Annotated in this window: 28 protein-coding genes and 1 riboswitch; of the genes, 10 read left to right on the top strand and 18 right to left on the bottom strand. The window is 42.2% G+C overall.

Annotation, left to right across the window (positions count from 1 at the left end; all coding sequences use genetic code 11):
• Positions 1 to 73: 73 nt before the first annotated feature.
• From SNE25_RS25345 to SNE25_RS25300, 10 genes are all read right to left on the bottom strand, one after another.
• The gene (locus SNE25_RS25345) at positions 74 to 676 is read right to left on the bottom strand and encodes a TetR/AcrR family transcriptional regulator (protein ID WP_321561814.1); all 603 of its coding nucleotides are present in this window, start codon (positions 674 to 676) and stop codon (positions 74 to 76) included.
• 53 nt (positions 677 to 729) lie between these two features.
• Positions 730 to 2,271 carry a DHA2 family efflux MFS transporter permease subunit gene (locus tag SNE25_RS25340; protein WP_321561813.1) on the bottom strand — a complete coding sequence of 514 codons (1,542 nt, stop codon included), beginning with the start codon at positions 2,269 to 2,271 and terminating at the stop codon, positions 730 to 732.
• Between the two features lie 70 nt (positions 2,272 to 2,341).
• Entirely contained in the window at positions 2,342 to 3,082 is a 741-nt protein-coding gene (locus SNE25_RS25335) for an SDR family oxidoreductase (protein ID WP_321561812.1), read from the bottom strand.
• A 193-nt stretch (positions 3,083 to 3,275) separates the two neighbouring features.
• Complete coding sequence (locus SNE25_RS25330; RefSeq protein WP_321561811.1) at positions 3,276 to 3,869, bottom strand: LutC/YkgG family protein; 594 nt, start codon at positions 3,867 to 3,869, stop codon at positions 3,276 to 3,278.
• A complete protein-coding gene (locus SNE25_RS25325; RefSeq protein ID WP_321561810.1) occupies positions 3,869 to 5,254 on the bottom strand; it encodes a lactate utilization protein B in 1,386 nt (461 codons plus the stop codon). Before SNE25_RS25325 ends, SNE25_RS25330 begins: the two co-directional genes overlap by 1 nt.
• Positions 5,247 to 5,990, bottom strand: coding sequence for a (Fe-S)-binding protein (locus SNE25_RS25320; protein ID WP_321561809.1), 744 nt, complete (start codon positions 5,988 to 5,990; stop codon positions 5,247 to 5,249). Before SNE25_RS25320 ends, SNE25_RS25325 begins: the two co-directional genes overlap by 8 nt.
• A 262-nt stretch (positions 5,991 to 6,252) precedes the next feature.
• Positions 6,253 to 6,897: an START domain-containing protein gene (locus SNE25_RS25315; RefSeq protein WP_321561808.1), complete on the bottom strand. Its 645-nt coding sequence runs from the start codon at positions 6,895 to 6,897 to the stop codon at positions 6,253 to 6,255.
• Positions 6,898 to 7,039: 142 nt separating this feature from the next.
• Complete coding sequence (locus tag SNE25_RS25310; RefSeq protein ID WP_321561807.1) at positions 7,040 to 9,721, bottom strand: alpha-L-rhamnosidase; 2,682 nt, start codon at positions 9,719 to 9,721, stop codon at positions 7,040 to 7,042.
• Positions 9,722 to 9,902: 181 nt separating this feature from the next.
• Positions 9,903 to 10,457, bottom strand: coding sequence for an arylesterase (locus SNE25_RS25305; RefSeq protein WP_321561806.1), 555 nt, complete (start codon positions 10,455 to 10,457; stop codon positions 9,903 to 9,905).
• Positions 10,458 to 10,480: 23 nt separating this feature from the next.
• Entirely contained in the window at positions 10,481 to 10,690 is a 210-nt protein-coding gene (locus SNE25_RS25300) for a YtxH domain-containing protein (RefSeq protein ID WP_321561805.1), read from the bottom strand.
• Positions 10,691 to 10,821: 131 nt separating this feature from the next.
• Here SNE25_RS25300 and SNE25_RS25295 point away from each other — a divergent pair, with 131 nt between their 5' ends.
• The 5 genes from SNE25_RS25295 to SNE25_RS25275 all read left to right on the top strand — a co-directional run bounded on the left by SNE25_RS25295 (position 10,822) and on the right by SNE25_RS25275 (position 15,408).
• On the top strand, positions 10,822 to 11,577 hold the full coding sequence (locus SNE25_RS25295) for a YdcF family protein (protein WP_321561804.1): 756 nt from the start codon (positions 10,822 to 10,824) through the stop codon (positions 11,575 to 11,577).
• 142 nt (positions 11,578 to 11,719) lie between these two features.
• Complete coding sequence (locus SNE25_RS25290) at positions 11,720 to 12,421, top strand: response regulator transcription factor (protein WP_321561803.1); 702 nt, start codon at positions 11,720 to 11,722, stop codon at positions 12,419 to 12,421.
• Positions 12,405 to 13,766, top strand: coding sequence for a HAMP domain-containing sensor histidine kinase (locus SNE25_RS25285; protein ID WP_321561802.1), 1,362 nt, complete (start codon positions 12,405 to 12,407; stop codon positions 13,764 to 13,766). The genes SNE25_RS25290 and SNE25_RS25285 overlap by 17 nt, the downstream gene beginning before the upstream one ends.
• A 213-nt stretch (positions 13,767 to 13,979) precedes the next feature.
• A complete protein-coding gene (locus SNE25_RS25280) occupies positions 13,980 to 14,459 on the top strand; it encodes a hypothetical protein (RefSeq protein WP_321561801.1) in 480 nt (159 codons plus the stop codon).
• 25 nt (positions 14,460 to 14,484) lie between these two features.
• A complete protein-coding gene (locus SNE25_RS25275; protein WP_321561800.1) occupies positions 14,485 to 15,408 on the top strand; it encodes a bestrophin family protein in 924 nt (307 codons plus the stop codon).
• A 107-nt stretch (positions 15,409 to 15,515) separates the two neighbouring features.
• Here SNE25_RS25275 and SNE25_RS25270 read toward each other — a convergent pair whose 3' ends face one another.
• Positions 15,516 to 15,902, bottom strand: coding sequence for a transmembrane 220 family protein (locus SNE25_RS25270; protein ID WP_321561799.1), 387 nt, complete (start codon positions 15,900 to 15,902; stop codon positions 15,516 to 15,518).
• Between SNE25_RS25270 and SNE25_RS25265 the strand changes: the two genes are divergently transcribed.
• The 5 genes from SNE25_RS25265 (at position 15,886) to SNE25_RS25245 (ending at position 19,463) form a co-directional block, all read left to right on the top strand.
• Positions 15,886 to 16,059, top strand: a complete 174-nt coding sequence (locus SNE25_RS25265; RefSeq protein WP_321561798.1) for a hypothetical protein — start codon at positions 15,886 to 15,888, stop codon at positions 16,057 to 16,059. The genes SNE25_RS25270 and SNE25_RS25265 overlap by 17 nt on opposite strands.
• Positions 16,060 to 16,149: 90 nt before the next feature.
• A riboswitch (SAM riboswitch) is annotated at positions 16,150 to 16,260 on the bottom strand.
• 346 nt (positions 16,261 to 16,606) lie between these two features.
• The gene (argH, locus tag SNE25_RS25260) at positions 16,607 to 17,941 is read left to right on the top strand and encodes an argininosuccinate lyase (RefSeq protein ID WP_321561797.1); all 1,335 of its coding nucleotides are present in this window, start codon (positions 16,607 to 16,609) and stop codon (positions 17,939 to 17,941) included.
• 96 nt (positions 17,942 to 18,037) lie between these two features.
• Positions 18,038 to 18,502 carry an HAD domain-containing protein gene (locus SNE25_RS25255; protein WP_321561796.1) on the top strand — a complete coding sequence of 155 codons (465 nt, stop codon included), beginning with the start codon at positions 18,038 to 18,040 and terminating at the stop codon, positions 18,500 to 18,502.
• Entirely contained in the window at positions 18,499 to 18,702 is a 204-nt protein-coding gene (locus SNE25_RS25250) for a YwbE family protein (protein ID WP_321561795.1), read from the top strand. The genes SNE25_RS25255 and SNE25_RS25250 overlap by 4 nt, the downstream gene beginning before the upstream one ends.
• A gap of 62 nt (positions 18,703 to 18,764) precedes the next feature.
• Entirely contained in the window at positions 18,765 to 19,463 is a 699-nt protein-coding gene (locus SNE25_RS25245; RefSeq protein ID WP_321561794.1) for a DUF1345 domain-containing protein, read from the top strand.
• Between the two features lie 2 nt (positions 19,464 to 19,465).
• On the opposite strand, the gene SNE25_RS25240 is transcribed toward SNE25_RS25245, so the two are convergent.
• From SNE25_RS25240 to SNE25_RS25210, 7 genes are all read right to left on the bottom strand, one after another.
• Positions 19,466 to 20,395 (bottom strand): DUF72 domain-containing protein, encoded by a 930-nt coding sequence (locus SNE25_RS25240; RefSeq protein WP_321561793.1) that lies wholly within the window; start codon positions 20,393 to 20,395, stop codon positions 19,466 to 19,468.
• 102 nt (positions 20,396 to 20,497) lie between these two features.
• The gene (locus SNE25_RS25235) at positions 20,498 to 21,259 is read right to left on the bottom strand and encodes an SDR family NAD(P)-dependent oxidoreductase (RefSeq protein ID WP_321561792.1); all 762 of its coding nucleotides are present in this window, start codon (positions 21,257 to 21,259) and stop codon (positions 20,498 to 20,500) included.
• A gap of 95 nt (positions 21,260 to 21,354) precedes the next feature.
• Entirely contained in the window at positions 21,355 to 21,777 is a 423-nt protein-coding gene (locus SNE25_RS25230) for a hypothetical protein (RefSeq protein ID WP_321561791.1), read from the bottom strand.
• Positions 21,778 to 22,194: a helix-turn-helix domain-containing protein gene (locus SNE25_RS25225; RefSeq protein WP_321561790.1), complete on the bottom strand. Its 417-nt coding sequence runs from the start codon at positions 22,192 to 22,194 to the stop codon at positions 21,778 to 21,780.
• A gap of 11 nt (positions 22,195 to 22,205) precedes the next feature.
• The gene (locus SNE25_RS25220; protein WP_321561789.1) at positions 22,206 to 23,831 is read right to left on the bottom strand and encodes an amidase; all 1,626 of its coding nucleotides are present in this window, start codon (positions 23,829 to 23,831) and stop codon (positions 22,206 to 22,208) included.
• 123 nt (positions 23,832 to 23,954) lie between these two features.
• Positions 23,955 to 25,229, bottom strand: coding sequence for an alkaline phosphatase family protein (locus SNE25_RS25215; protein WP_321561788.1), 1,275 nt, complete (start codon positions 25,227 to 25,229; stop codon positions 23,955 to 23,957).
• A 112-nt stretch (positions 25,230 to 25,341) separates the two neighbouring features.
• Positions 25,342 to 26,127: an SGNH/GDSL hydrolase family protein gene (locus SNE25_RS25210; protein ID WP_321561787.1), complete on the bottom strand. Its 786-nt coding sequence runs from the start codon at positions 26,125 to 26,127 to the stop codon at positions 25,342 to 25,344.
• Positions 26,128 to 26,263 lie beyond the last annotated feature (136 nt).

Genomic DNA, 26,263 nt, shown 5'->3' with positions numbered 1-26,263 from the left:
ATCGATAATAACGTTCGGTTAACAACTTTTGTTTTTAACCCTAAACTTATTGCCGTAATAATTAAGTTACAGCCTAAACTTTGAGCTCTGTTATGATGGAGTGCACTGTTTTGAGTACCGTATCTAAATTAGCAGGAGTGTTGGTTGCTTTGGCTATCATCATGCCGCCCTCAATTAATGCTATCATAGAAAGTGCTGTTCTGCTGATGTCAACATCAGTTTTAAACTCGCCGTTGGTTATACCACCCTGTATCAGCTCTTCAATTCTCTTCTTCCAGCGAATAATCGCCTGTGCTACTTTTTCTTTTAATACCGGGTTGGTGTCATCGGCATCAACAGCGGTATTTAGTATGGGGCATCCGCCTTCAGGAAAATTTGCAGATGTAAAACTGTGATAAACTTTTGCATAAACCATTAGCTTTTCATGGTAAGTTGGAGCTTTCTCTATCAGTTGCGCTGTTTGTTTCCGAACCCTACCCGTATTATATTCAAACGCAGCTATGGCAACTTCTTCCTTACTTTTAAAATTGCCGTATATGCTGCCCTTGGTAAGACCGGTAGCTTCTGTTAAATCAGATAACGAAGTGCCTGCATAGCCTTTTTTGTTAAAAATACCTGCCGTAGTTTCAACAATGAACTGGCGGGTCCTTTCTGCTTTTGATAGTTCGTTTTCCATAATACAAATGTACCAACTGGTATTTTAATATTATAATATGTTATTTATAGCGTTTAATGGTCCGAAACCAATACCACTGGCCGAGATTGTTTTTTACGTTTTATCACCAGTAATAAAAGGGGCATAGCTACTAAGAATAATAAACCTGTAAACAGGTAGGCATCCAAATAACTTAGTAAGAATGATTGCCTGTCGACCCCACTATTAATCACCGCTATCGCTTTTTTCTGGGCATCAAAAATTGAGTTGCCTCTGCCTAAAAAATACTGGGTTAATTTATTTATCCGTTCGGTGAAATAGGCATTGTAAATGTTAACATTTGCAAGCAGATCGCTGCGGTGCAGGCCGAAGCGGTTAGCCACGTAGGTATTGATAATGGCAATACCAAAGGAGCCACCCAATTGGCGCATCATATTATTTAATGCAGCGCCTTGCGGAACGTCCTTAGCCTCCAGTTCCGAAACTGCAAGAGCTGTTAGCGGAACTGTTAAAAGTGCCAGGCCCAACGCCCTGTATATCAATGAAGTGGCTATATCGGCCGGACCGGAGTTTAAATTCATACGCGACATTTGCCAGTTAAATATGATAAACAGTACAAAACCCACCGTTATGATTATTAACGGCGATACACCTTTCTTTAACAACGAAGCTGAGAACATTAATCCGAATATGGCCAGTATAGCGCCAGGCAACAGCATTAAACCTGTAATGGTAGGCGGGAAATTCAATACCCGCTGTGCTACTACCGGTGTAAGGAAAACCGAAGTAAACAGGCCAAATCCGGTTATAAATGTTAATATGGCTGCAATACTTAATGTTTTGCTTGTTAACACACGGAGATCAATTACCGGATGAGGGGTTTTTAATTCCCACCAGATAAACAGGATGATACTCAGTATCGCTAATACAGTTAAAACGATAATATAATTAGCCGCAAACCAATCATCTGTTTCGCCGCGTTCAAGTACGGTTTGCAGCGAGCCAACACCTACGCTAAGCAACAATATACCCCACCAGTCAACCGATTGGACTTTAGTTTTTATGGCGGGTTCTGTTATGAGTAATAGGCTTGACACGGTTACCGCTATACCTATAGGGATATTTATATAAAATATCCATGGCCATGAGTAATTTTCGGTTATAAAGCCGCCAAGGGTAGGACCAATGGTTGGACCCAAAAATACGCCTATACCAAAAAGCGCGGCTGCAATGCCTTGTTTTTCCTTTCCGTATACTTCAAATACGATGGCCTGTGATACTGATAACAATGCTCCGCCACCCATGCCCTGTAAAAAACGGAAAGCCACCAGCGTCCATATGTTAGATGATAAACCACACATGGCCGAAAAGAAAGTAAAAGCGATGATGGAGCCGATATAATAATTTCTGCGCCCCAGCTTGTTTGTTAAAAAACTGGTCATCGGAATTATTATGATGTTGGCAATGGCGTACGCTGTTATTACCCAGGAGGTATCTTCAAGTGTGGCCCCGAGATTGCCACTCATGTGCGACAGTGCCACGTTGACTATAGAGGTGTCAATCAGCTCCATCATTGCAGCTGCTATAACGGTAATTATAAGAATGCTTTTTTTCATTTTTAGGGGATAGTTAAAAGCATAAAATATACCAATTGGTATATTTTATGCTAAATTTTTTTTGAGCCAATTATCTTGGCTCATTCATTACTTTTAAAGCTTCGGCTGGCGAAGACAGGAACAGTTGGTAAAGTTGTTCAGTATTTGCTACCCTGATCTCGTAGTTGTCGGTTTCCAGTCCGGCTAAAAACTCATCAGCAACTTGCGATGCCGGGATACCTTTATGGCCGCCTATTTCTGCCGAAAATTCGGTGTCAACCAACGGAGGCATCAGTTCAAAAACTTTCACCTGAGTGTCGGCTAATGCTACCCTTAATGCCTGGGTGTAAGAGTGCAGCGCGGCTTTGGTGGCGGAGTAGGTTGCTGTTAACTTGCCGGGTACAAAAGCAACAATTGATGATACGTTAACTATAGCGGCCTCATCTTGTTTTTGCAATATGGGCAGCAGTTTTTGATTAAGTCTTACAATCGATAGGTAATTGGTGTGCATTTCGGCACCGGCTTTTTCAAAAATATCCTCGTCATTTACAATGCTGTTAAGTGTGGCATAACCTGCATTATTGATTACCACATTCAGGTTCGGGAAGTCACTTTTTAGTTTGGCAACCAGCGTATCCACATCAGCGGCATCCGCTATGTCGGCATTAATGGCGGTTACATGCTCTAATTGTGCTGCGGCTTTTTGTAGGCGTTCCTGGTTACGACCAACAATGATCACATGATTGTCTTTGGCTGATAATTGTTTGGCTATTTCAAAACCTATGCCAGCACTTCCGCCAGTGATAAGTACTGTATTTTTTGAAGTTTTCATTTTATTTGATTTTGATGTTGTGTTTTGATAAAGCAAAATTATACCAATCGGTATATTTTTGCAATAGGTAATATTCATCTTTGTGTCATCATTGCTAAATATACTTATTATCAGTTGAATAGATCAAATAATAAGAAAGCCCGCTGTTGCAAAACAACGGGCTAAGCCAAAATATATATTTGTTAAAAAGGGGCTATGTTAATATAAAAACCGATAAACTCCTTGGTCCGTGGGCGCCAATCACTAAAGACTGCTCAATATCCGCGGTTTTTGATGGTCCGGATATAAATGCGCCATAACCATAATCGGCATTACCAATTTTATCGTAGGCCTGGGCCATAGTAGGCATCAGATCGTTCCTGTTAATTACTACAGCAAGGTGCTGGCTTATAAACGGTAATACCCGCACGTTCATTTGAGTTTCAGTTAGCCAGAGCGCGCCATTTTCTGCTACACCAAGGTAGGATGGCAGGATGGCCAGCTCCACATCGGCAAAACTGTGCGCCAATTCATGGGCTACATCTTCAGCAAAGGTATAATCCTTAAGCTCTTTTATGCCCGATATTATTTTTACCCCTGGTTTAAACTCTTTTTGCAGTATGCTTTTTATAGCTTCAAAATCTGCCACTTCGTAAACAAAACTCCCCCCGGCGCTGGCAATAGTAGTATATTGCTGTACCAGAGAACCTTCAGTTGCTGTTAAAGCGTTTAAGATATCAAGATCGGGCAGATCAGTTTTTTCAGGCTGATTAGCTTTAATAGCTGCCAGTATTTTTTCCCTGCTCATTAGTTTTGTCCTTCCTTTCTTTTGCTGTACCACTCGCCAAATGATTGTTCAGGTGCTTTAGGCATCTCGCGATGCTTGTACCAGGGATTTAGTTTGTTGTTAACCGCGAAGGGTGCATATTTAAATACGACGCGACCCATTTTTCCGGCCGACCTGTATAATACAGGCGACGATAGGGTGAAAGCCATAGCCTTCATGGCTGCTGTTTTTGATGCAGGGCTATAACCTTCTTTTACAATTACCTGGCGCCAGGCATACAGCTGTTCATGAATATTGATCTTTACCGGGCAAACGTTACTGCACGACCCGCAAAGTGTTGACGCAAATGGCAGGTCGGCATATTTTTTCATATCCAAGTTGGGCGCCAGTATAGAACCAATTGGTCCTGCAATAGCGGTATGGTAACTGTGCCCACCGCTTTTACGGTAAACCGGACAGGTATTCATGCATGCTCCGCAACGAATACATTTTAATGAGTTGCGGAAATCCTCACGACCCAGTTGTATGCTGCGACCGTTATCAACTATTACAATATGAATTTCGCGGCCTTCCTGCGGTTTTTTAAAATGGCTGGAGTAGGTAGTGATTGGTTGTCCGGTTGCGCTGCGGGTTAACAGCCTTAAAAATACACCCAGGTGTTTTCTTTCGGGGATAATCTTTTCAAAGCCCATAGATGCTATGTGGATCTCGGCCAGATGGGCGCCCATGTCGGCATTACCTTCATTGGTACATATCACAAATTCACCGGTTTCGGCAACCGCGAAGTTTACTCCTGTAAGCGCTGCCCGACGGGTTAAAAACACCTCGCGCAGGTGCTGACGTGCAGTTTCGGTCAGTATCTTAGGATCCGATTCACCTTTGGCTGATCCTAAATGCTCGTGGAAAATATCGCCTATCTCTTCTTTCTTTTTGTGGATGCAGGGCAGTACGATGTGACTTGGCGGTTCGCCGGCCAGTTGTACAATGCGTTCGCCCAGATCTGAGTCAATCACATCTATGCCGTGCTCTTTCAAATATTCGTTCAGGTGGCATTCCTCGGTAAGCATGGATTTACTTTTAACCATGCGGTTGATGCCCTTATCGCTGAGCAGTTTGTGAACAATCTGATTGTGTTCGGCAGCATCCGCAGCCCAGTGCACAACTACACCGTTTTTTTGGGCATTGGCTTCAAATTGTTGCAAATAGGTATACAGGTTTGATAGTACGTTATGCTTAATTTGTGAGGCGGTTTCTCGCAGCAGTTCCCATTCGGGTAATTTATGAGCGGCAATATCGCGTTTTGCCCGTACCCACCACAGGGTTTCATCGTGCCAGTCAACCCGTGGCTCATCTTTATTAAAGTCGGCCGCTAATTCTGGGTGGCTTTTTCCGGTAACGTTACTCATTGCTGTAATGGTTTAAAATTTCGGCAACATGAATTACCTTAACATCGCTTTTTTGCCTGCGTAAAATCCCTTCCAGGTGCATGAGGCAGGAGAGATCGGCCGAGGTTATATATTGTGCGCCATGCTCAATATGGTCGTCTACACGGTCTATGCCCATTTTTGAGGATACAGCTTCTTCCACAACACAAAATGTGCCTCCAAAACCACAGCAATCATCATTACGGCTTAAAGGTACCAGTTCAAGGCCCTCCACCATATCTAACAATTGGGCGGGCTTACTGAAAGCAGGAGCAACCAGCTCGCTCATTTGCGATATACGCAGGCCGCGCAGACCATGGCAACTATTGTGTAAACCCACTTTATAAGGGAAACGCGCTTTCAGGTTATCAACCTTTAACACATCAACCAAAAATTCGGTAAGTTCATACACCCTTTTCCTGATATCAACAGCTTTTTCTTCCTGTTCTGGCGAGTGCAAATGTTCTTTAATATGAAGGGTACAACTGCCCGACGGGCACACGATATAATCGTACCCGATAAAGTTATCTATAAATAAATTATTGCAGCCTGTAGTAAGGTGCTCATAGCCGGAGTTGGCCATAGGCTGCCCGCAACAGGTTTGATTTTTAGGATAGTGCACCTCAACGCCAAGTTTTTCAAGCAATTCCAGTGTGGCAATGGCCGCTTTGGGGTAAAACTGGTCAACGTAGCAGGGTACAAATAAAGCTACCTTCATTTTTATTTGTTTACTTTAATTGGTTAAAGCAATATTAGCGGTTATAAATTGTAAAACTGTCCTCAGGTATCTTTAAGTATTTGTTTACATAAAATTTCCTTTTACCGTGATTATAAAATCATCGATTTAGGGGTGTACTTCCTGAATAAATGTGAGTTTTACAGTTGCACGCTAAGTAACGAAATTACGGTTATTGGTAACAACTGTTATCAGCTTTTTTTGCAAAAGATTAATGGTATTTAGCGTAAAGGATGAAGATTTATCATTCAGCAATATAAGCCAGCTTAACGTTTTTATAAGTGGATTTTTGTAGTTGTACCTTTAGCTTTTTAAAGCTTTCTGTTGGGCCCTGGGTAATGAACATATTTAACAACCATGCGGGTACGCTACCGCCTGCATCCAGATGCAGGGTATATTCAATTTTTACATGATTGCTATCTACCGGGGTAATTATCCATTTACCTACGGAATGCTCTATGCGTACTATACCGTCTTTTACGGGTACCATATCCGGGATGCAGGGGGCATCAACAGTTACTACTTTGGTAACCGGGTCTTGCGTAACTTTTATATGAGCTATAAAATCGCGGTTATGTATGGGCCAGGGTATATTCACCTCTGAATAATAATATAGTTCTGATGGCGATACTTGTTTGATGAGGCTGACAGATTTGGTATGATAAACCCAATCAATACTTCCTTTAATATCTAATAATACGGCCACCAATTGCGCAGATGTAGCATTAAACTGACACTCTACCTTAATGGCCTTTATTTTTGAATTGGGTACGTGACGTGTATAAACCTTAACACCTTCTTTATCGCTACTCAGGGCCCAGGGTTCTTCGGCACGGATTATAGTTGTTGTTATTAAGAGCAGCAGCAATAAGGTTATTCTTTTGTACATGATAATTATTGATAGCAGGTATTATTAGATGTAACAAAAATATGTACAAAACAGGCCGGTTAATTAACCGGCCTGTCAACAGAAGGTCATTTGATATTAAGGGAATGTAAAATATGAGATATCTATGTCAATTTAAGTATGCTTATTTAATATCGAACACATAACTGCCCGCAGCTACTTTATACTGTTGTGTGTTGGTTAAAGGTTTATTTGCCTGGTAAACTTTTCCGTACGGAAAGGTTATAGTAGCCATTGAGTTGGCCGGCACGGTAACTTTATAGGTAACACCATTTGCATTGCGTTGCCATGATGAGATGATTTTGCCGTAAGGCCCATCATGTGTAGCGGTAAATTCATTAAGGCCTGCCACAAAATTCGGCTTCAGTATAACGTTTTTAAAACCCGGATGATCCTGATCGGGGTAAATACCGGCTATGCCTTTGTACAGCCAGGCGCCTATTTCGCCAAACATAATGTGGTTAAGGGATATATCGCTTTTGGCATCTATTTTCCAGTTTTCATACAGGGTAGTAGCGCCGTTCACCATCCACCAGCCCCATGACGGATAAGTTTCCTGCGAAGCTATTTTATAAGCCACATCCGGGTACCCATTATTGCTCAGCGCGCCCAAAATGGCTTTTGCTCCCAGTATCCCTACGTCAAGGTGATAATTATCAGCAGTTACACGCTGGGCAAGGTTGGCGGCAACTTTACTTTTCAGGTTTTGAGGCACTATATCCCAGTAAAGCGGTACACTCAATTCTGTTTGTAGGCCTTTGCCATATACACCGGTTTCGGTATTGAGGTATTTGGCGTTAATGGCATTCTTTATCTTATTGGCGAGGGCCGAGTATTTTACAAAATCGGCCTGTTTGCCCAATATTTTAGCCGCTTTAGCCAATATGCTGGCATCGGTATAATAATAAACCGAAGAAGTAAGCTCAACCGGTGAAACAGATTTTACCGGCACCCAATCGCCCAATCCCCAACTGGTTAAGCCGGTCGGGTAAAGTTCATCAATATGGTTTACGTATTTTTCAATATTGGTGTAGCTATCTGCCAATAACTTACTATCGCCGTAGAACAGGTAAATGTTCCATGGAATAATGGCGATGGTACTGGTCCAGTCGGGCCCATTGCCCCATTCATAACCCCAGCCGCCGGTTGGGATAATGGAAGGCAGCACGCCGTTGGGCTGCTGCTCGTCGCGGTGATCGGCCAGCCATTTTTCATAAATAGTTATGGCATCAAAGTTATAAAGACCAGTTTCATTGGCAATATGGGCATCGCCGGTCCATCCGTTTTTTTCGCGCTGAGGGCAATCGGTAGGGTACCCAAACAGGTTGCTCAGGTATGAATTATTGGTAGCACTCCAGATTTGGTTAATGGTTTTGTTTGATGATGTGACCGTACCAATTGGTGCTACATCGCTGTGCATAAAATAAGCTTTCAGACTTTCCTTGGTCAGCTCCACAGGTTTGCTGCTGCTTACTTCGATATACTGAAATCCTTTGTAGTTAAATTTTGGCATAAAGGTTTCCTCGCCTTTGCCACTCAGGATAAATATATCTGTCTGAAACGGGTCTTTATCATCGGTAGGGCGATAGTGCAAATCGATATTGGATTGATCTACATGGCCATTTTTGTTCAGCCTTTCAGCGTGTTTCAGGCGGATCACTGTTCCAGAATCGCCTTTTACGGTAATCTGGCTTACGCCCGAAATATTGCGACCAATGTCAAACACCCACAGGTTATTATCAACTTTAGTAATGCTTTTGGTTGGTATTTCTTCAACGTTACGAATAGGCGCCAGATTTTGCGCTACAATATTTTGCGATGGCGCCGAGCGGTTAATAACATGTTTCCAGGCGGTATCAATAAAATTGGGGGTGTTCCATCCAGGTTGTTCGCGGCGGGCGTCATAATGTTCGGCTGTATAAATGCTATTGAAAACAACCGGACTAAGCGAAGTTTTCCATTGCGTGTCTGATGTTATAGTTTCTTCGGATCCATCGGTATAAGTAATGCGCAGGTCCATGCAAAATGATGGGCGGCCCCGCCACGGAGCCTGGTGAAAAAACCATACCGCTGTACTCTGGTGGTTGTACCAGCCGTTGCCTAACAACACGCCAATAGCATTTTTGCCATTTTTCAATTGTGCAGTAACATCATAGGCTACGTATAAGGTACGCCTGTCAAAACGGGTATACATCGGATCGAGGCGATGATTGCCAATTTTTTGTCCATTTATATACATTTCATATAAACCGGCCACCGCTATGTAAGCCCTTGCAGAGCGTATTTGCTTTGCCACTTTAAATGTACGGCGGAAATATGGCGCCGGGTTTATCGCAATGCCTTTATTATCGCTTATCCATGAGCCTTTCCAGTTGCGCATATCCATCATACCGGTTTCAAAACTGGCAATAGCCGATGAACTTAGCTTTTTGCCCGCCTGATCCCAAAGCTGCGCGCGCCAGTAGTATTTGGTAAAAGGCCGCAATGCTTTGCCATTATAACTCACCAGGTTTGCCGCCGATACCACCTTAGGCGTTAACCAGCTATCGCCCCTGCCTGTGCTTACCGCTGCAGAATCGGTGCCTACAAAAAGCTGGTAAGCGGTTTGGGCTGCGCCCCGTTGTTCGTCGGTCATTTGCCACGCTAAACGCGGGTGCCGAGCGTCAATGCCAATGGGGTTAAGCAGGTGTTCGCAGGTTAAGCTGGTTGCCTTGCCGGGTACGACAGCACACACAGTTTGAATAAAGAAAAAGCTGTTAAATAATAGCACGATGTAAAGCGCGGGCTTACACAGGGATTGTCTCATATATTGCGTAAAAACGGTTTATAAATACTGGCAAATGCTTTTAGCAAAAATCTGTTCGAAAAATAGATGATTGTTACCTGCATTAATTTAATTGGGCTGATAACAATGTTAACAGGATATTTTGGTATACGCAAGCGCAACTATCCTGTACTGTCTGCACGGTGGGCAGATTATTTGAAATTTATAATAATGGTAGCAATACCGGCCAAACATTATCGGCCATAATGCGGTAGCCTTCGGCAGAGGGATGCAGCATGTCGGGCAGGTTCAAGTGGGGGCGTCCGGCTACGTCTTTAAGGTAAAAAGGAACAAATGCCATTTGATTAGCATCGGCCAGCTTGCGGAATATCGCCCTAAATTCCGCAGCGAAAAGGCCAGGGATAAAAGCAGGGATCTCCATGCCCATCAGGGCAAGCTTTACATTCGGAAACTTAAGTTTTACTTTATCAATTATGGCCTGCAGGTTTTTAAAGGTGGTTTGTGGCGATATACCTCTGATAATATCATTTACGCCCAGCTCCAGTACAAATATGTGGATAGGCCTGTTGGTCCAGTAATCTAAACGAAGAAGGCCCCCTGCCGTGTTATCTCCGCTAAGTCCGCCATTAATTACATGATAAGGCAATTTTTCTGCGTCTATTTTTTGCTGTACCAGGGCAGGGAGTGATTCTGTTTTAACATTTTTAAGGCCATAGCCTGCCGTGAGACTATCGCCAAAAAAAAGAATATTATACATACAGGATAATGTAACCGTCTATTTTAAAACCCGTTATTATCCCTGAAATTTTGTGCACGCACAGCTATTTGCTCTAAAGTAAGCTCGCCGTATTTTTTTGCACGATCCATCCACTCAGGTCCGTTTTCGGCAAGGTCGTCAATGATCGACTTACCGTCTGGACCCTTTTTAGTGATGTAGTTTATGCCGTAAGCAACTGCTGCACCCACGACAAGGAATTTCAATAAGCCCATAATTTCTGTTTTTTAATATTTTATATGACAATCATAATGCCAGTTTGTTACGTGGCTTATTTTTAAGATGTTCGGGCGGGTAAAAGGTTTAATGTTTTTAATTACTTTTACGGCAAAAGCCTGTTACAGTTATGTTTTTTATCCTTTCAAAGGTATTGGCGTTTTTGCTTTATCCGCTGTCATACGTGTTTGTTATATTGCTGATAGCCGTATTTTCAAAGAATGCTAAAACAAAACGCAGGTGTTTACTTTACGGCGTGGGCCTGCTGTATATTTTCTCTAATTCATTTCTGCAAGATCAGTTTGCAAAAGCCTGGGATGTTCCTGCCGCGAAACTTGTAAACGGTAAAGTGTACAGTACCGCTATTGTATTAGGAGGCTTTGCATCATACGACGGTAAAGGGAACGGCATGTTTAGCGATGCTGCCGACAGGTTTATACAGGGTGTGCTTTTACAAAAGACGGGTAGGGCGAAGCATATCGTGATAACCGGCGGTAATGGAAATTTAAACCCGGACAGCTTCAGGGAAGGCAGCTGGGCCAAAATTCAGCTAAAGAATATGCAGGTACCCGATAGCTGTATATTGATAGAGAACAATTCGCGCAATACGCTTGAAAACGCCACGTTAACCAAAGCCCTATTGAAAAAACAAGGTTTGCAAGGCCCGTATTTGCTGGTAACATCGGCTTTTCACATGCGGCGCTCATTAGGGATATTTAAAAAGGCTGGTATGGATGTAATACCTTATTCTTGTGCCTATATCGCCGGAACTAAAGATCCGTCATTTTGGGACATAACACCCAATGCCGGCGCGCTGGCCAAATGGAACACCTATATTAAAGAAGTGATTGGCGTAACGGTTAATATGATTTTAGGACGGGGTTAATGCCGCTGTTCAGCTATCCAGGCACTTTATATCACAATATTTAAAAACTTAATAAAAGTTAGTTGCTTTATTATGTACGCAACACTAAGTGCGTATTAAATAAAAATAATGTATACTTTCAAAAAAAATATGCTGGCAAAATATGGGTATATTATTGGTTGAGGATGAACCCAATGTTGTATCGGTAATAAAACGAGGACTCACGGAGTACGGTTTTGAAATAAGCGTAGCCGGTAACGGCGCTACAGGCTTACAAATGGCGCTCGATAACGATTTTGACCTGGTGATACTGGATGTTATGCTGCCCGTAATGGACGGCATACAGGTATGTAAGCTCATCAGGCAGCAAAAGAAAGCCATGCCCATTATTATGCTTACCGCGCTTGATTCTACAGAAAATATTGTGAGCGGTTTAGATAGCGGGGCCGACGACTACCTGGTTAAGCCCTTTAAAATTGCCGAACTGGCTGCCCGCCTGCGCACGCTGTTGCGCCGTAATAGTACCGATGTTCAGGTTAAAAATAACGTATACACCATTAGTGACCTGGAGCTTAACGCCGAATCAAAAATAGCTTACCGGAATAAAGAACCCTTAAAGCTTACTGCCACAGAGTTCAGGCTGCTGGAGTATTTTGTTAAAAACCAGAAGAAGGTACTGTCGCGCATTCAGATACTGGAAAGCGTATGGGATATTGATTTTAACATGGGCACCAACGTGGTTGATGTGTACATAAATTATCTGCGCAAAAAGCTCGAGAAAAATGGTGGCTCAAAAATTATACACACCGTTTTTGGTATGGGCTATATCATGAAAGAGGGAGAGCTCGATGAAGATACAAAGTAAAATAACCCTGCTGTTCCTGCTGCTCTCGGGCGCTATATTGTTGCTGCTTAATATTACCATTTTTTATTTGGTGTATAAGTTTGGTTTTGATGACTTTTTCAAGCGGCTGGAAGCCCGTGTAAATATATCGGCCGAGGTAAATGTTTTTCCCAGTTCCAAGAGCAGGGCATACCAGGAAGTAAGGAACAAATACCTGGAAAAGCTGGAGGCTGAAAAAGCCTATATTTTCGATATCGATACCATAAACAGGGTTCACATACCCGGACATATTGATGTAAAGAGTGATTTTATTGGGCGGATATTAAGAGACGGCAACGCGCGTCATAAGGTCGAAAATACCTTTTACGCGGGTAAGGTATTTGCAAAAAACGATAAAAAGTACATCGTGATAGTTTCGGCAGCAGACCCATCGGGTTTCGATGAGTTGAAAATTCTGCAGCGTACATTGATATATGGGTTTCTAGTTGCTATGGTGTTGGTTTATTTTGTCGGGAAGATATTTTCATTTTACACCTTTCAGCCTATACGGCGCATCATTAGCAATGTTAAAAGCATTACCGCCAACAATCTGCATTTCCGGCTTGATGAGTTAAGTGGCAAAGATGAGGTAACCGAACTGTCATACACCTTTAACGACATGCTCGACCGGTTGGAGACTGCCTTCGAAACCCAAAATAACTTTGTAAGTAATGCCTCACATGAGCTGCGCACACCATTAACGGTTATCAGCTCCGAAGCCGAACTGGCGTTAAATAAGTTGGATGTCACCCCGCAGCAGCGCGAAATATTTAAAACCATTTATGCCGAATCGGAAAAACTGAACCAGATATTGAGTAGCCTGTTGTCGCTTGCTCAATCTGGGTTTGATGGTGAAAAACAGCGCTGGGAAAGTATCAGGATTGATGAGCTTGTAATAATAGCTTCCGAATCTGTTAAAAAGATAAAGCCCAACAGTAATATACAGATAGACTTTGCAAATATGCCCGCCGACGAACGCCTGCTTTATGTAAAGGGGAACAATAACTTATTGCGGCTGGCCATTACCAATATCATCAGCAATGCCTGTAAATACTCAGATAACCTTATGGTGAAGGTAAGCATCAAGGTTGAAAATAATAAAGTGATCATTTCTGTTGTCGACCAGGGCATTGGCATACCCCAAACCGAATTACAGCACATATTTGAGCCGTTTTTCAGGGCTTCCAATACGCACGACTATGAGGGCCATGGCGTTGGCCTACCTTTAACTTTAAATATTATACGGTTGCATAAAGGCACCATCGGTATCCGCTCAGAAGTGGGCAGCGGTACAGAGATCAAGGTTTTTTTGCCGGTTGAAGTGTAACCTCACTCTAACCCTCTCCAAGGGAGAGGGCTTTAAATTGCATGTTTAAAGATATTAGCTCCCTCTCCTTTGGAGAGGGTTAGAGTGAGGTGACTTTGGAGGGGGGTGAAATTCTAATCAAATTCTAATAACTTTCTTAGATCGTCTTAATTATTGGGGGCTACACTTGTATCAACAAAACATATAAGTTAAACCATTAATCAAAAAACGACTATGAAAACGCTGCTTATCCCAACTGATTTTACCGCACAGTCACTGCAATGCATCCCTTCATTAGCACAGCAATATTATCCTAAAAAGCTCAATATTATATTGGTGCACATGCTGAAAATAACCGACTCTATCAGCGAACTGCTTATGCTTTCGCGCAGGTCGGCAGAGTACAGGCACATACCTGATAATTTTTATGTAAGGTGCCGCGAGCTGGAAAAAGACTACAGCCATTTAATTAATCATATCAACATCGATTTTTTTTATGGCAGTACCATGGCTGTTTTTAATAACTACCTGGATGCCCATAACGTTGATGCCATTGTGATACCGCATGATAACTACCAGATGCTTTTTAAAAACAGTATAGACCCCGAAGTGCTGATAGCCAAAAGCGGTAAACGAACAATTTCAATAACCGAAACACCGGGCATCATGGCCAATATTGTTGCCGAAGAGGTAGAGTTAATTGAACAACAGTAATTAAAAATTTAATTATTAAAACGTTATGCTACTAAAAGAAAACATACCGGCTACCTATGTATTTGGCAAAATAAAAAAAGAGCTGATCATGGTGGCCATTTATTCATCGGTTATTTACTTTATACATCAGTATTATAACTTTAAGGAGGTATCTATCCCGTTAACGGTACCTACCATATTAGGCACTATTATTTCGCTGTTGCTGGCTTTCCGGTCAAACCAGGCGTATGACCGTTGGTGGGAAGCCCGTATTTTATGGGGCGCCATTGTGAACGACTGCCGTACATTCACCCGGCAGATATTAACCTTCGTTGAAGATGGAGAAGAGAAACGTGCACTTAAAGAACGCATGGTTAACCGGCAAATAGCCTGGTGTTACAGCCTTAGCCGCCATTTGCGCCGGCAAAATGGCAAACAAAACCTGGAGGCTTATTTAAGCAATGATGATATTGCAAATATTGAAAGGATGGATAACGCACCCGTAGCGCTAAACGAACTGCAGGGCCATGATCTGCGTACTTTATACAAACTGGGCTGGATAAACGAATACCAGCAGGTAGCTATGGATAATACCCTAACCGGTTTTATTAATTCCATGGGCGGTTGTGAGCGGATCAAGAACACCGTGTTTCCGGCTACATACAGCGTTTACATACACTGGCTGGTGTTGTTCTTTGTACTGCTGCTGCCTTTTAGTTTGATTGAGTTTTTTGGTATACTGCAGGTGCCGTTGGTAATTGCTATCTCATCGGCATTTTTCCTGATCGAAAAGATGGCTATCCACTTGCAGGATCCGTTTGAGAACATGCCTACCGATACGCCAACAACGGCCATTAGCCGTAAAATTGAGCAGGATCTGAAGCAAATGCTGAAAGATGAGCTGCCAGGGGTAAATGATGCTGTACCTGCTAAACAGCCCGTTGGTGCGGCCGTGTTCTATATTTTGTAATACATCGTCACCCCTGCTAATATGTTTCACCCCTGCCCTCTCTAAAAAGAGAGGGTTTTAAAAAGTAAAAGTCTTTCCCATTTGGGATAGACTTTTTTGTTATCGGGTTAATACGTTACCCGCTTTTTAAGCCTAAGGCTATATATCCAATTAATAGCCAGTACTGCTACGCATATCAGCAAACCAAAAAACTCGCGCACTTCTTCAATCCAGGGCTTTTCGGCCTTCATGCTTTCTACAAGGCTTTCGGCATGGTGATATTCAAACCAATCGATTAATCCGTTGCGGTCAAAAATTTTATATACAGCATAGGCCAAATAAATAAATATGCCAATGGCATAACCCACCGGATAAAACTTTTTGCGTGCCGCCATGTAGCAAAAAAAAGCGCTGTATAAATATATGGGTACCCAAATGTAAGGGTCAGGATCGTTGTATTGTAACGCCGCGAAAATAATAAACAGAACAACAAAAACGATGTTAAATATCTTCATACTGGTAGGGCAGGTGATTGTTTACTGGTTTAAAGTACCTGCCGGCAGCGATAAAAATATGGAATATAAAACACATCGGCAACATGATCGTGCAGTATGCTTATTCAGGAAACTAAAAGGGAAATATGATGTCGCGGGCAGATTCGAACTGCCGTAAAAGGTTTTGCAGACCTTAACCTATCCTCTCGGTCACGCGACTTAAAAAAACTATAAAATCACTTATAAAGACAGGCAGAGGTTAAGAATCTTTTTATCTCTCTCCATTACGCGGAGCAGGAATTAGCACCTTTTACATTATGCGGATGTACAGGTTGCTAAGACGTCTTTGGGCCTTTCCCTCAGTCTTTCTTGATAAGTTAAAATAAAGAACTATTTGTCTGTTGACACTGCAAATATAAAAACTATTTATATAATTCCTATAGAATTAGTAGGATAAATTTGAATAATTTATATCATGTTCATTTTGAGCTATAAAACTTTATAAAATTAAGGTGATAACAAACCTCATCCCACTTGCCGAAGTTTACTCTCAGTGTGATGCTATCAAGATATGCTGTTTATTACAAATATTAAAGATAACCAGGGAATATGCTCTGTTAGAGGCTGCCCATCACTCGAAAGGGGAATAACTTTAAGATGGGTGAGAATGGGAACTTTTGCGAATTAATGAGTAAAATTTTCTCATTAATACACATATTTGCACTATGAGCAAGCTATGGCAAAAAACAACCAATGTAAATGAACTGGTAGAGAACTTTACTGTTGGCCGCGACAGGGAATTTGATGAGCAAATGGCAGCTTTTGATGTGCTGGGTTCACTGGCTCATACCCGTATGCTGCAAAGCATAGGGCTGATGGACACCGCCGATCTTGACCTTGTTCAGCGCGAATTAAAAGCCATATACGCCGATATTGAAAAGGATGGTTTTACTATTGATGATGGGGTAGAGGACGTGCACTCGCAGGTAGAGCTGCTGCTCACCCAGCGCATTGGCGACGCCGGCAAAAAGATTCACAGCGGCCGCTCCCGTAATGACCAGGTGCTGGTTGACCTGAAACTGTTTTTCCGCCACCAGTTGCAACAGGTGGTTGAAGAAACTACAACGCTGTTTAACCAGCTTATTGAACTAAGCGAAAAGCATAAAGATGTTTTGCTGCCCGGCTATACCCATTTGCAGGTGGCCATGCCATCATCATTCGGCCTGTGGTTTGGCGCTTACGCCGAAAGCCTTGCAGATGACCTGGAACTGGTATTGGCTGCTTACCGTATCACTAATAAAAACCCATTGGGTTCGGCGGCGGGCTATGGGTCGTCATTCCCGTTAAACCGTACTTTAACTACCCAACTTCTTGGGTTCGACAGCTTAAACTATAATGTAGTATATGCCCAGATGGGCCGTGGTAAAACCGAAAGGATCATAGCTCAGGCACTATCATCCATTGCGGCTACGCTGGCCAAAATGGCTATGGATCAGGCACTGTACCTGAGCCAGAACTTTGCCTTTGTAAGCTATCCTGATACCTTAACCACCGGCAGCAGTATTATGCCGCACAAAAAGAACCCCGATGTTTGGGAAATTATGCGCGGTAAATGCAACCGTCTGCAGGCCCTACCTACAGATGTTACCATGATGACCACCAACCTGCCATCGGGTTATCACCGCGAGCTGCAACTGCTCAAAGAACTCTTATTTCCGGCCTTTACAGAACTTAAGAGCTGCCTGCACATGGCTACCTTTATGCTGCAGAACATCACCGTAAATACCGGTATATTGAACGATCCTAAATACGCCTACCTGTTTAGCGTAGAAGAAGTGAACCGCATGGTACTGAACGGCACGCCTTTCCGCGACGCGTACAAACAAATAGGCCTGGCCATTGAACAAGGCGACTTTAACCCCGATAAAACCGTAAACCACACCCACGAAGGCAGTATAGGTAACCTGGGCAACGGGCAAATTACCGCCTCATTTAATAAACTGCTGGCTAACTTTGATTTTAAAAAGGTGGAGCAAGCGATAATGGAACTGGTGAAGTAATTTCAAAAGTAAAATTGAAACAGGATTGCAAGTATACTGTCATCGAACGAGGTAAGATCTTATACATTCGAAATGACATGAAGTAACTGTTATAAAATGGTCATTCTGCTTGATATAGATGGTGTTTTAGTAACTGAGCCATCCTGGAAAAAGGTTGAGATTGGTTCCGATGGCTTTATGTTATTTAATAAACAATCAGCAGAGAATTTAGCCTTCATATTATCAGAAACTAACGCATCCGTGATATTGACAACTACTCACCGGATTAATTTTGGACTTGAAAAATGGATTGAAATTTTTACCTTAAGGGGAATAAATATTCGTACAATTTCTAAGCTTAATGATAAAAAGGCGCTTGCCGATATGTCTGACCGTGCAACGGAAATAAAAGAATGGATTGGAAAAAACGGAAATGAGGAAAATTATGTTATTGTTGACGACGATACATCAATAAATAATTTGCCATCATCTATAAAAAAAAGATGGGTTGTTATCAAACCATCTATAGGTATTGATGAAGAGGCGAAACACCAGATATTAGATATTTTATTAAACAAATGAACGGACAAAACAGAAGCGATATATATCCCGGGCTTGAAGTTGATATCATTCTGAAAAAAGACCAGCGTACAGGCACCCTTACCCGTGGCTTTGTGAAAAGGTTATTAACCAGCTCAGCATACCATTCACGGGGTATTAAAGTGCAACTGGATGACGGACAGGTTGGTCGTGTGGCCTGGATTGTGGAAGAAGAAGATTAATTAATTCATCAATTCTACACAAATCATCGCCATATTTACATAAGTACTCAAATAGTATAAATATGCCCGCAAGCGCCCAAAAAGAAGCAAAGGTATGGTTTCGGTTAGATGCACATTACCGTATGCTTATATCATTAATTATGAGCGCGGTTACGCTTTTTTTTTCATGGGGTCATTTTAGCACCCCGGCGGTAATACTAACCACCTGGATAGCTTTCGCGCTAACTATTATTATTATGGACTGGATAATTATCCTGTCCTCACACCCGATGGAGGTTCGTAAAATTGCCAGTATCGAAGATTCAAGCCGAACCTTGATTTTTTTGTTTGTGATAGTTGCTTCCCTGGTAAGTATGCTTGCCATTTTCTTTCTGCTCAAATCATCAAAAGAACTATCAGATGAAGCGGTAACAGGTCACGTGCTGTTGTCTATCACATCTGTAATAATATCATGGTGGCTGGTGCATACCATATTTGCCTTGCGTTATGCACACATGTATTATACTACCGATACAGATAACGATAACAAGAAAAAGCCGTTGGGCGGCCTGGAGTTCCCGGGAGAGGAAAAGGAACCTGATTATCTCGATTTTGTATACTTCTCTTTTGTAGTTGGCATGACCTTCCAGGTATCTGATGTAGAAATCTCTTCCCGGCAGATCCGCCGCCTGGCCTGGATTCATGGGCTGGTCGCCTTTGCTTTTAATACCGCCATAGTAGCATTAAGCATAAACGTAATATCGGGGCTGGTAAGTAAGTGAAATTAGAATAGGCTCGCCTGCTGTTCGTCTATAAATTTAGGGCGAAGTATTTGTGTACCCAAAGCTTTATTTAATCCATCTGTCACATAATCTGCCAATACGGGCGAGTAACGTTCATCGTGCTGGTGCATAAAGAACCAAGCCGATTTTAAGCCCTGCTGCTGCCATTGTTTAATGCGGACAACCCATTCGTCCAACCGGGCCTTGTCTGAGTCGTAGTTGCCATTAATAAGGCCATTACCTACAAAGCGGATAAAGGCATGCGGCGTGGGCAGGTTCATGTGCACCACATCGCGGCGGCCACTGGCGTCGGTTATTACCGCACCCATATTAAGGTCGCTGAGGATGGCAAAAACTTTCTCACTGTTCTCCGGTACTGAAAACCACTCTTTATGGCGTAGCTCAACAAAAACGGGTACATCTTTTGGTAATTGCTCCAGGTATGATTTGAGTTCCGGGAAACTTTTTGGGGTATAGTTATCGCTCAGCTGCAAAAACAAAGGGCCAAGTTTTTCGCCAAAGGCCATGATGCCCTCATAATAGCTGGTAGTAATATCTTCAGCATTTTTTAAACGGCGTATATGACTGATGCTCTGCGAAAATTTAGGGCAAAATTTAAAGTTTGGATTGCTGTCGGCCTTGGCTTTCCATTTGGCTATAGTATCGGGCCCATAAACATTGTAGAAGGTAGCATTGAGCTCAATACAGTCAAAATGCTTTACGTATTCATCTAAAAAAACGGCTTCTTTGGTTTTAAGCGGATAGATCTGTCCTATCCATTCTTTACGGCCCCATTTGGCACAACCTACATGTACCTGCAAAGGTTCGTTGCTTTTTGCGGCTTTAAGGGTGTTAATGGTCAGTTCAGGATCGGGCGGAAGGGTGAAATCAACTGATGCTAATTCTTCTGGGGTTACACGGCCAAATTCCATATCAATGCATTATTTTTTGCAAGATAAGGTTTTGGGAGAAATAGAGGAAAGACAATAAAAAAGTAGAGGCGCACGCGTGGCGCCTCTACAATCTGATATCAATTATAAAAACATACCGCCAGATGCCTCAATGCGCTGGGCATTTATCCAGCGGGCTTCTTCAGTGCATAAAAATGCCACTATCCCGCCAATATCGTCGGGCATACCCGGGCGACCAAGCGCTGTTATGCCCGATATCCGATCGTGCATTCCTTCGTGTGCAAAAGCTTCTTTGGTAAAATCGGTTTCAATAATGCCGGGCGCAACTACATTGGCTGCAATACCACGGTGACCAAGCTCTTTTGCCAGGTACCTGGTGAATACCTCAATAGCTCCTTTCATGGAGCCATAAGCTGCATAGCCAGGTGTTGCAAAGCGTGCTAAGCCACTCGAAAAATTAATGATGCGCCCACCATCGGCAATAACCGGTAAGCTCTTTTGAGTTAAAAAATAAACCCCTTTGAGGTGTATATTAAAAAGGTTATCAAAATCTTCCTCCGTAGTTTCGCCGAATTTCGAAGCCGCATCGATACCTGCGTTATTGATCAGGAAATCGAAAGTATCGCGTCCGAATTTTTCTTTTAACACGGTTTGCAGTTGAGCGATGAATGCATCAAACGATTTTACTATACCGGTATCCAGTTGCAAAGCTGCCGCCTTTTGACCGGTTTTTTCAATTTCAGCAACTACGGCTTCCGCTTCTTCTTTTTTACTGCGGTAGGTGAGTATTACATCAATTCTTTTTTTTGCTAAATGCAAGGCTGAGTTTTTACCCAAACCACGGCTGCCGCCGGTAACGAGTGCTATTTTGTTTTTTGTTTCCATTATTTTTCTTTGCTTAATGTTAATACAAAATTGCAGCTAATTGGTGTGTTATTTATGGTGACTGCTTCAGATAAAATGGTGACTACTTCAGTTTTTTATTCGGCTATCCATATAAGTTCATTCTCTACTTCGGGATTCCAATCTCTAAGTAAATTTCCTAATTTGTTAATTGACGCAGGAACGGCAGTAATAGCAAACTCCACTTTATTTGAATAGGGTAATTCTTTGTGATTATCAATTTTAACATGTATTGCGGAGTACCCGTTTGGACTGTAGCAATATACTTTTAGGAACATATGGTATGCCCAACCTTTAGCGTTTTTACCAACCTCATATATTACAAGGTCATTTATGTTTTTGGGAAATGATATTAACCCATTAGCAAATTCTTTAAAGCCGTCAGCATACTCATAAAAGTGAAAGTTGGTGAGTGTTGTATTATCAGATAACGTAATTTGAAATTGAGAGATATCATCTTTGTCAAGGTCAAGAAGCTTTATTCTTATACGTTGGTCCATTTATATATGCTTGATAAGCTCAGTTTGTATGTTATATAATTGTACACTTTCCCTGTACTGTTTAGGTGTTGTACCCTCAAAGCGCTTAAAAAACTTAGTAAAGTTTGATGGATCAAAAGTTAGCTGAGTGGCAATTTCAGCAATTGCTACATTGCTGTTTTGCAGCATATCTTTCGCTATTCTCATTATCTTTTCTTCAAAAAAATCACATGGGGCCTTGCCGGTGGTTAGCTTAATGGTATTACTTAAATGGGTGGGGTGTATGTGCATTTGTTCAGCAAAATCGCGTATTTCCATCATGTCCATTACCTTATGCTGCATCAGTTCATCAAGGTGCTGGTCAATGGCCTTTAAAAAATTGGTAGTTATCTCATGCTGCCGGGCGAGTATTTTTTTAGGAACAGATGTTGCTGACATGATGTGCAAATTTAAGCAAACAGATCAGGCTTAAAAACCGGCGCAATCCTTTTTTTTGATGCCTGCTCATACGCATAAGCCAGTTTAATAATATCACCTTCTTTGTAAGCTGTACTAAAAAATGACAAACCAACAGGCAATTCATGTACCTTACCCATTGGAACGGTAATATGCGGGTACCCCGCCATAGCCGCCGGGCCCGAGAACGAAAACCCATTGTCATAATCACCGTTCACCAGGTCGATACAAACGGCAGGGCCGTTGGTCGTACCAATAATGGCATCCAGTTTATTGTCCGTTAGTATTTTGTCGATGGCTTTCTGAGTTCCTGTGCTGGTGCCTTTTAAAGCATCGAGGTATTCTTTACTGTTTAAGTCGCCTTTGCTTTGGGCCAGTTCCAGTGTTTCCTGTTTAAAAAAGGGCATGGCTTTAGCCTCGTTTTGCTTGTTGAAAGCAATTACGTCGGCCAGGGTTTTAATTTTACTGTTGGCGCTGCTTAAGTAGGCATTAAGTCCGTCCTTAAATTCATAAAGCAAAACGGTAAATTCACTTTTACCTATTTCTTTTAACTCTTTATTCAATTCAATTTCAACTACCGTGGCGCCTTTGCTTTTCAAAACCTTTATGGCGTCCTGCAACAAAACTACTACTGCGGAATTATCGTCAAGGGCCGATTTCTCTATACCCAGCCGCTTACCTTGCAGTCCGTTAGCATCCAGAAATTTGGTATAGTCCGTCTCTGCTTTCCCTTTGCTGTTTATGGTGTAAGTATCCTGTGCATCAATACCTGTGAGGGCGCCCAAAAATATAGCTGCGTCTTTAACCGTGCGTGTCATTGGCCCTGCGGTATCCTGCGTTTTTGATATGGGGATAATGCCTGTACGGCTCCAAAGCCCAACAGTGGGTTTAATACCTACCAGACCGTTTACTGATGCCGGCGATACTATGGAACCATTTGTTTCGGTACCAATAGCAACCGTACATAAATTAGCCGCTACCGCCGAACCTGAACCAGCGCTTGATCCACTTGGGTTGCGGTCAAGTATATAAGGACATTTGGTTTGACCGCCGCGACTGCTCCATCCACTGGTAGAGTGTGTAGAGCGAAAGTTAGCCCACTCGCTCAAATTGGTTTTGCCCAGCAATACAGCCCCAGCTTCGCGCAGTTTGTGTACAATAAAGGCATCTTGTTTGGCGAAATTATCAGCCAGTGCCAGTGAGCCGGCAGTGGTGTGCATATTGTCGCCCGTGTTGATATTATCTTTTATAAGAACGGGTATGCCATGCAGTGGTCCGCGCACTTTGCCTTTTGAGCGTTCCTGGTCCATGGCGTCGGCCATGTTCAGGGCATCTTTATTTAACTCTATAATGGAGTTTAGTTTAGGACCGCCCTTATCAATCTCTTCAATGCGGTTCAGGTATAACTCGGTAATTGAACGTGAGGTATATTGTTTACGCTGCATTTTTTGCTGCAGATCGGTAATAGTTGCTTCAGAAAGTTCAAAGAGGTCGCTTTTGTCGTTGGTTGCAGTATCTGTCTTTTTTTCTGCGGACGGCTCACTGCATGATGCTGCTACAAGGGTAGATAGGCTTAATCCCGCTAATGAACCCGTTTTTAGGAAATTTCTTCTGTGCATATACCGTGAGTTTAAAGGTATTACAAGTAACAAAATATTTGGCTACTATAAAAGTAATTCTACCAATACCGACGTTATAAGTTAAAGAAAAATTAATAGTAATCCGGGATGTACTTTCTCTCGTTATTTATTTTGATAGTTAACCAGTATAGCATGTGCCAGTTTATCAGTGCCGTCAATTTTACCGGTATAACTAAGGCCTAATATACTTTTTACAAGGTTAAAAACATCCACATTTTCAAATGGCTGTATAACTGTATGAGGTTTAAATACCGGGCCCCATGCCAAGAACGTGGCATGCATATCTTTAACCAGACTGGGGTCATACCCATGCCAGCCAGGGTTTATCTTTTTGTTCCATAAGTTAAACAGTTTAGGATGGCGGGGTATTAACAAAATATCACCTATGCGGTTATGCCAGTCGTCGGTTTGCCCATAGTGAAGTTTGGCAGGCATATTGGTTTTAAGGTATACATCATAGTCTTTAGCCCTCTGTTTCAGGTTACTATAAGTGGCTTGTATATCTGCTCCATTTTTAGCATATAGTTCAACCAATGTACCATCACCTGAAATAATAAATTTTGAAGTATCAATGGCTGCAGGAATGCCGATGGGATGGTCTTTATCAACATTGGTCATGCCATGATCAGCTACAAAAATAAAATTTACATCAAGGCCGGTGGTTTTCACAGCTTTAGTTAGTTCATTTACTGCCGAATCAACAAAGTGTACCTCGCGGGCCGTTTCGGGTGCATCCGGGCCATAAACATGCCCGGCGTGGTCAACCTGCGGGAAGTAAAAAGTAATAAAATGCGGGCGTTCTTCGGCAGGGAGATTTAGCCAGTTTACTACGGCATTGATACGATTATGAATAGCTATTTTTTCGTTATAGCTATAATAATAGGTAGGATTGATACCCTGAATGGCGGCCTCTGAAGCAACCCAATAAAAACTGGCCGAAAGCAGATGCTGCTGCTCTGCAAGTACCCATAAGGGCGAACCAAAATACCATGAGCCGTCGGCCACCTTATTTTTGTCGCCCATAAAATAAGAGTCGCGTCGATCCCGGTCATAAAAGCCATTGTTCACAAGGCCAGAATGTGAGGGGAATAAACCACTAACTAAAGCATAATGATTTGGAAAAGTAACAGAAGGGTAAGATGGGATCATGGATGTTGCCTTTACACCCGCACTGCTTAACTCGAGTAAATGTGAGGCCTGATATTTTTGTGCATAATCATACCGGAAACCGTCTGCCGATATGAGGATCACATAAGATTTTTTTTGCTGTTCAATGCTGTTTTTACGACCAGTTACGATTTTTTGAGCGGTGTCTGCTTGTCCAAAAGTAGAGGCTGCATATAACAGGCAAGCCCAAAACGCGATGTGTTTTTTCATAAAAAACAATTATGCCCAAATTTATTTAAATGGCATTATGTTTATAATAAGGCTGGGTTAATAAACATAAAAAAAGCGCCATTGCTAAATGGCGCTTTCAGGACTTGAGGTTTTATTTTCTTTTCAATGCCTCTGCAATAGCTTTCTCTGCAAGCGGTTCCATTATTTTATAACCGGCCAGAGTGGGGTGCACACCATCGTTTGATAATGATTTTGGAAGGCCCTGCCTTTCATCAGCCATGGCCGAAAAATAGTCAAGATAAACTATGTGGTTTTTGTCCGCATAATCCTTTATCATGGCATTTAAACTCACCACTTTTTGAGCCGGTTCCATACCTGGCCGCCATGGAAAATCAAATGCGGGCAGTACTGATGCCAACACCACTTTAATGCCAGCCTCCCTGGCCAATATGGTCATTGACTTGATATTGCCAAAAACGGCTTCCAGCTTTATCGGTCCATTATTTTCGGCAATGTCGTTTATACCGGCCAGTATCACCACAACAGCAGGTTTCAGGTTAATAACATCGTCACGAAAACGCACCAGCATTTGGGTTGTGGTTTGCCCGCTGATGCCTCTGTCATAATAAAATTTACCATCAAAAAAGGAAGGGTCGTTATTTATCCAGGCATCTGTAATGGAATCGCCCATGTAAACTACACCTTTGCCGTTATTGGTTTCCGTAATCACTTTAGCATTATCAGCTTCGTAACGTTTAATATTGGCCCAGTCTTTATGCAATGCCTCATCGGCTTTTTTATGCCTCTCCTCGGCCTGTTGATCTTTATCAGCAGGTGTTGCAGTTTGCGCTTTAGCGCTCATTGTACAAATTAGCAGCAATGCGAGTGTTAGCTTCAGTTTCATATAATCGGTAATTGATGGATAAATGTAAGGCATAATTATAATAAAATAAAAGCATTTAGCAACCGTTGCTTCAAGAAGGTATAGAAATATTGCGGTGTAATAATCCGGATATAAATAAATCCATACATGTTTTACTAAAAATGTTTTCGTTATATTCAACACACTCAAT

Source organism: Mucilaginibacter sabulilitoris (assembly GCF_034262375.1).
GTDB classification, from domain to species: domain Bacteria; phylum Bacteroidota; class Bacteroidia; order Sphingobacteriales; family Sphingobacteriaceae; genus Mucilaginibacter; species Mucilaginibacter sabulilitoris.
This window is presented reverse-complemented; position numbering and strand designations above follow the sequence as displayed.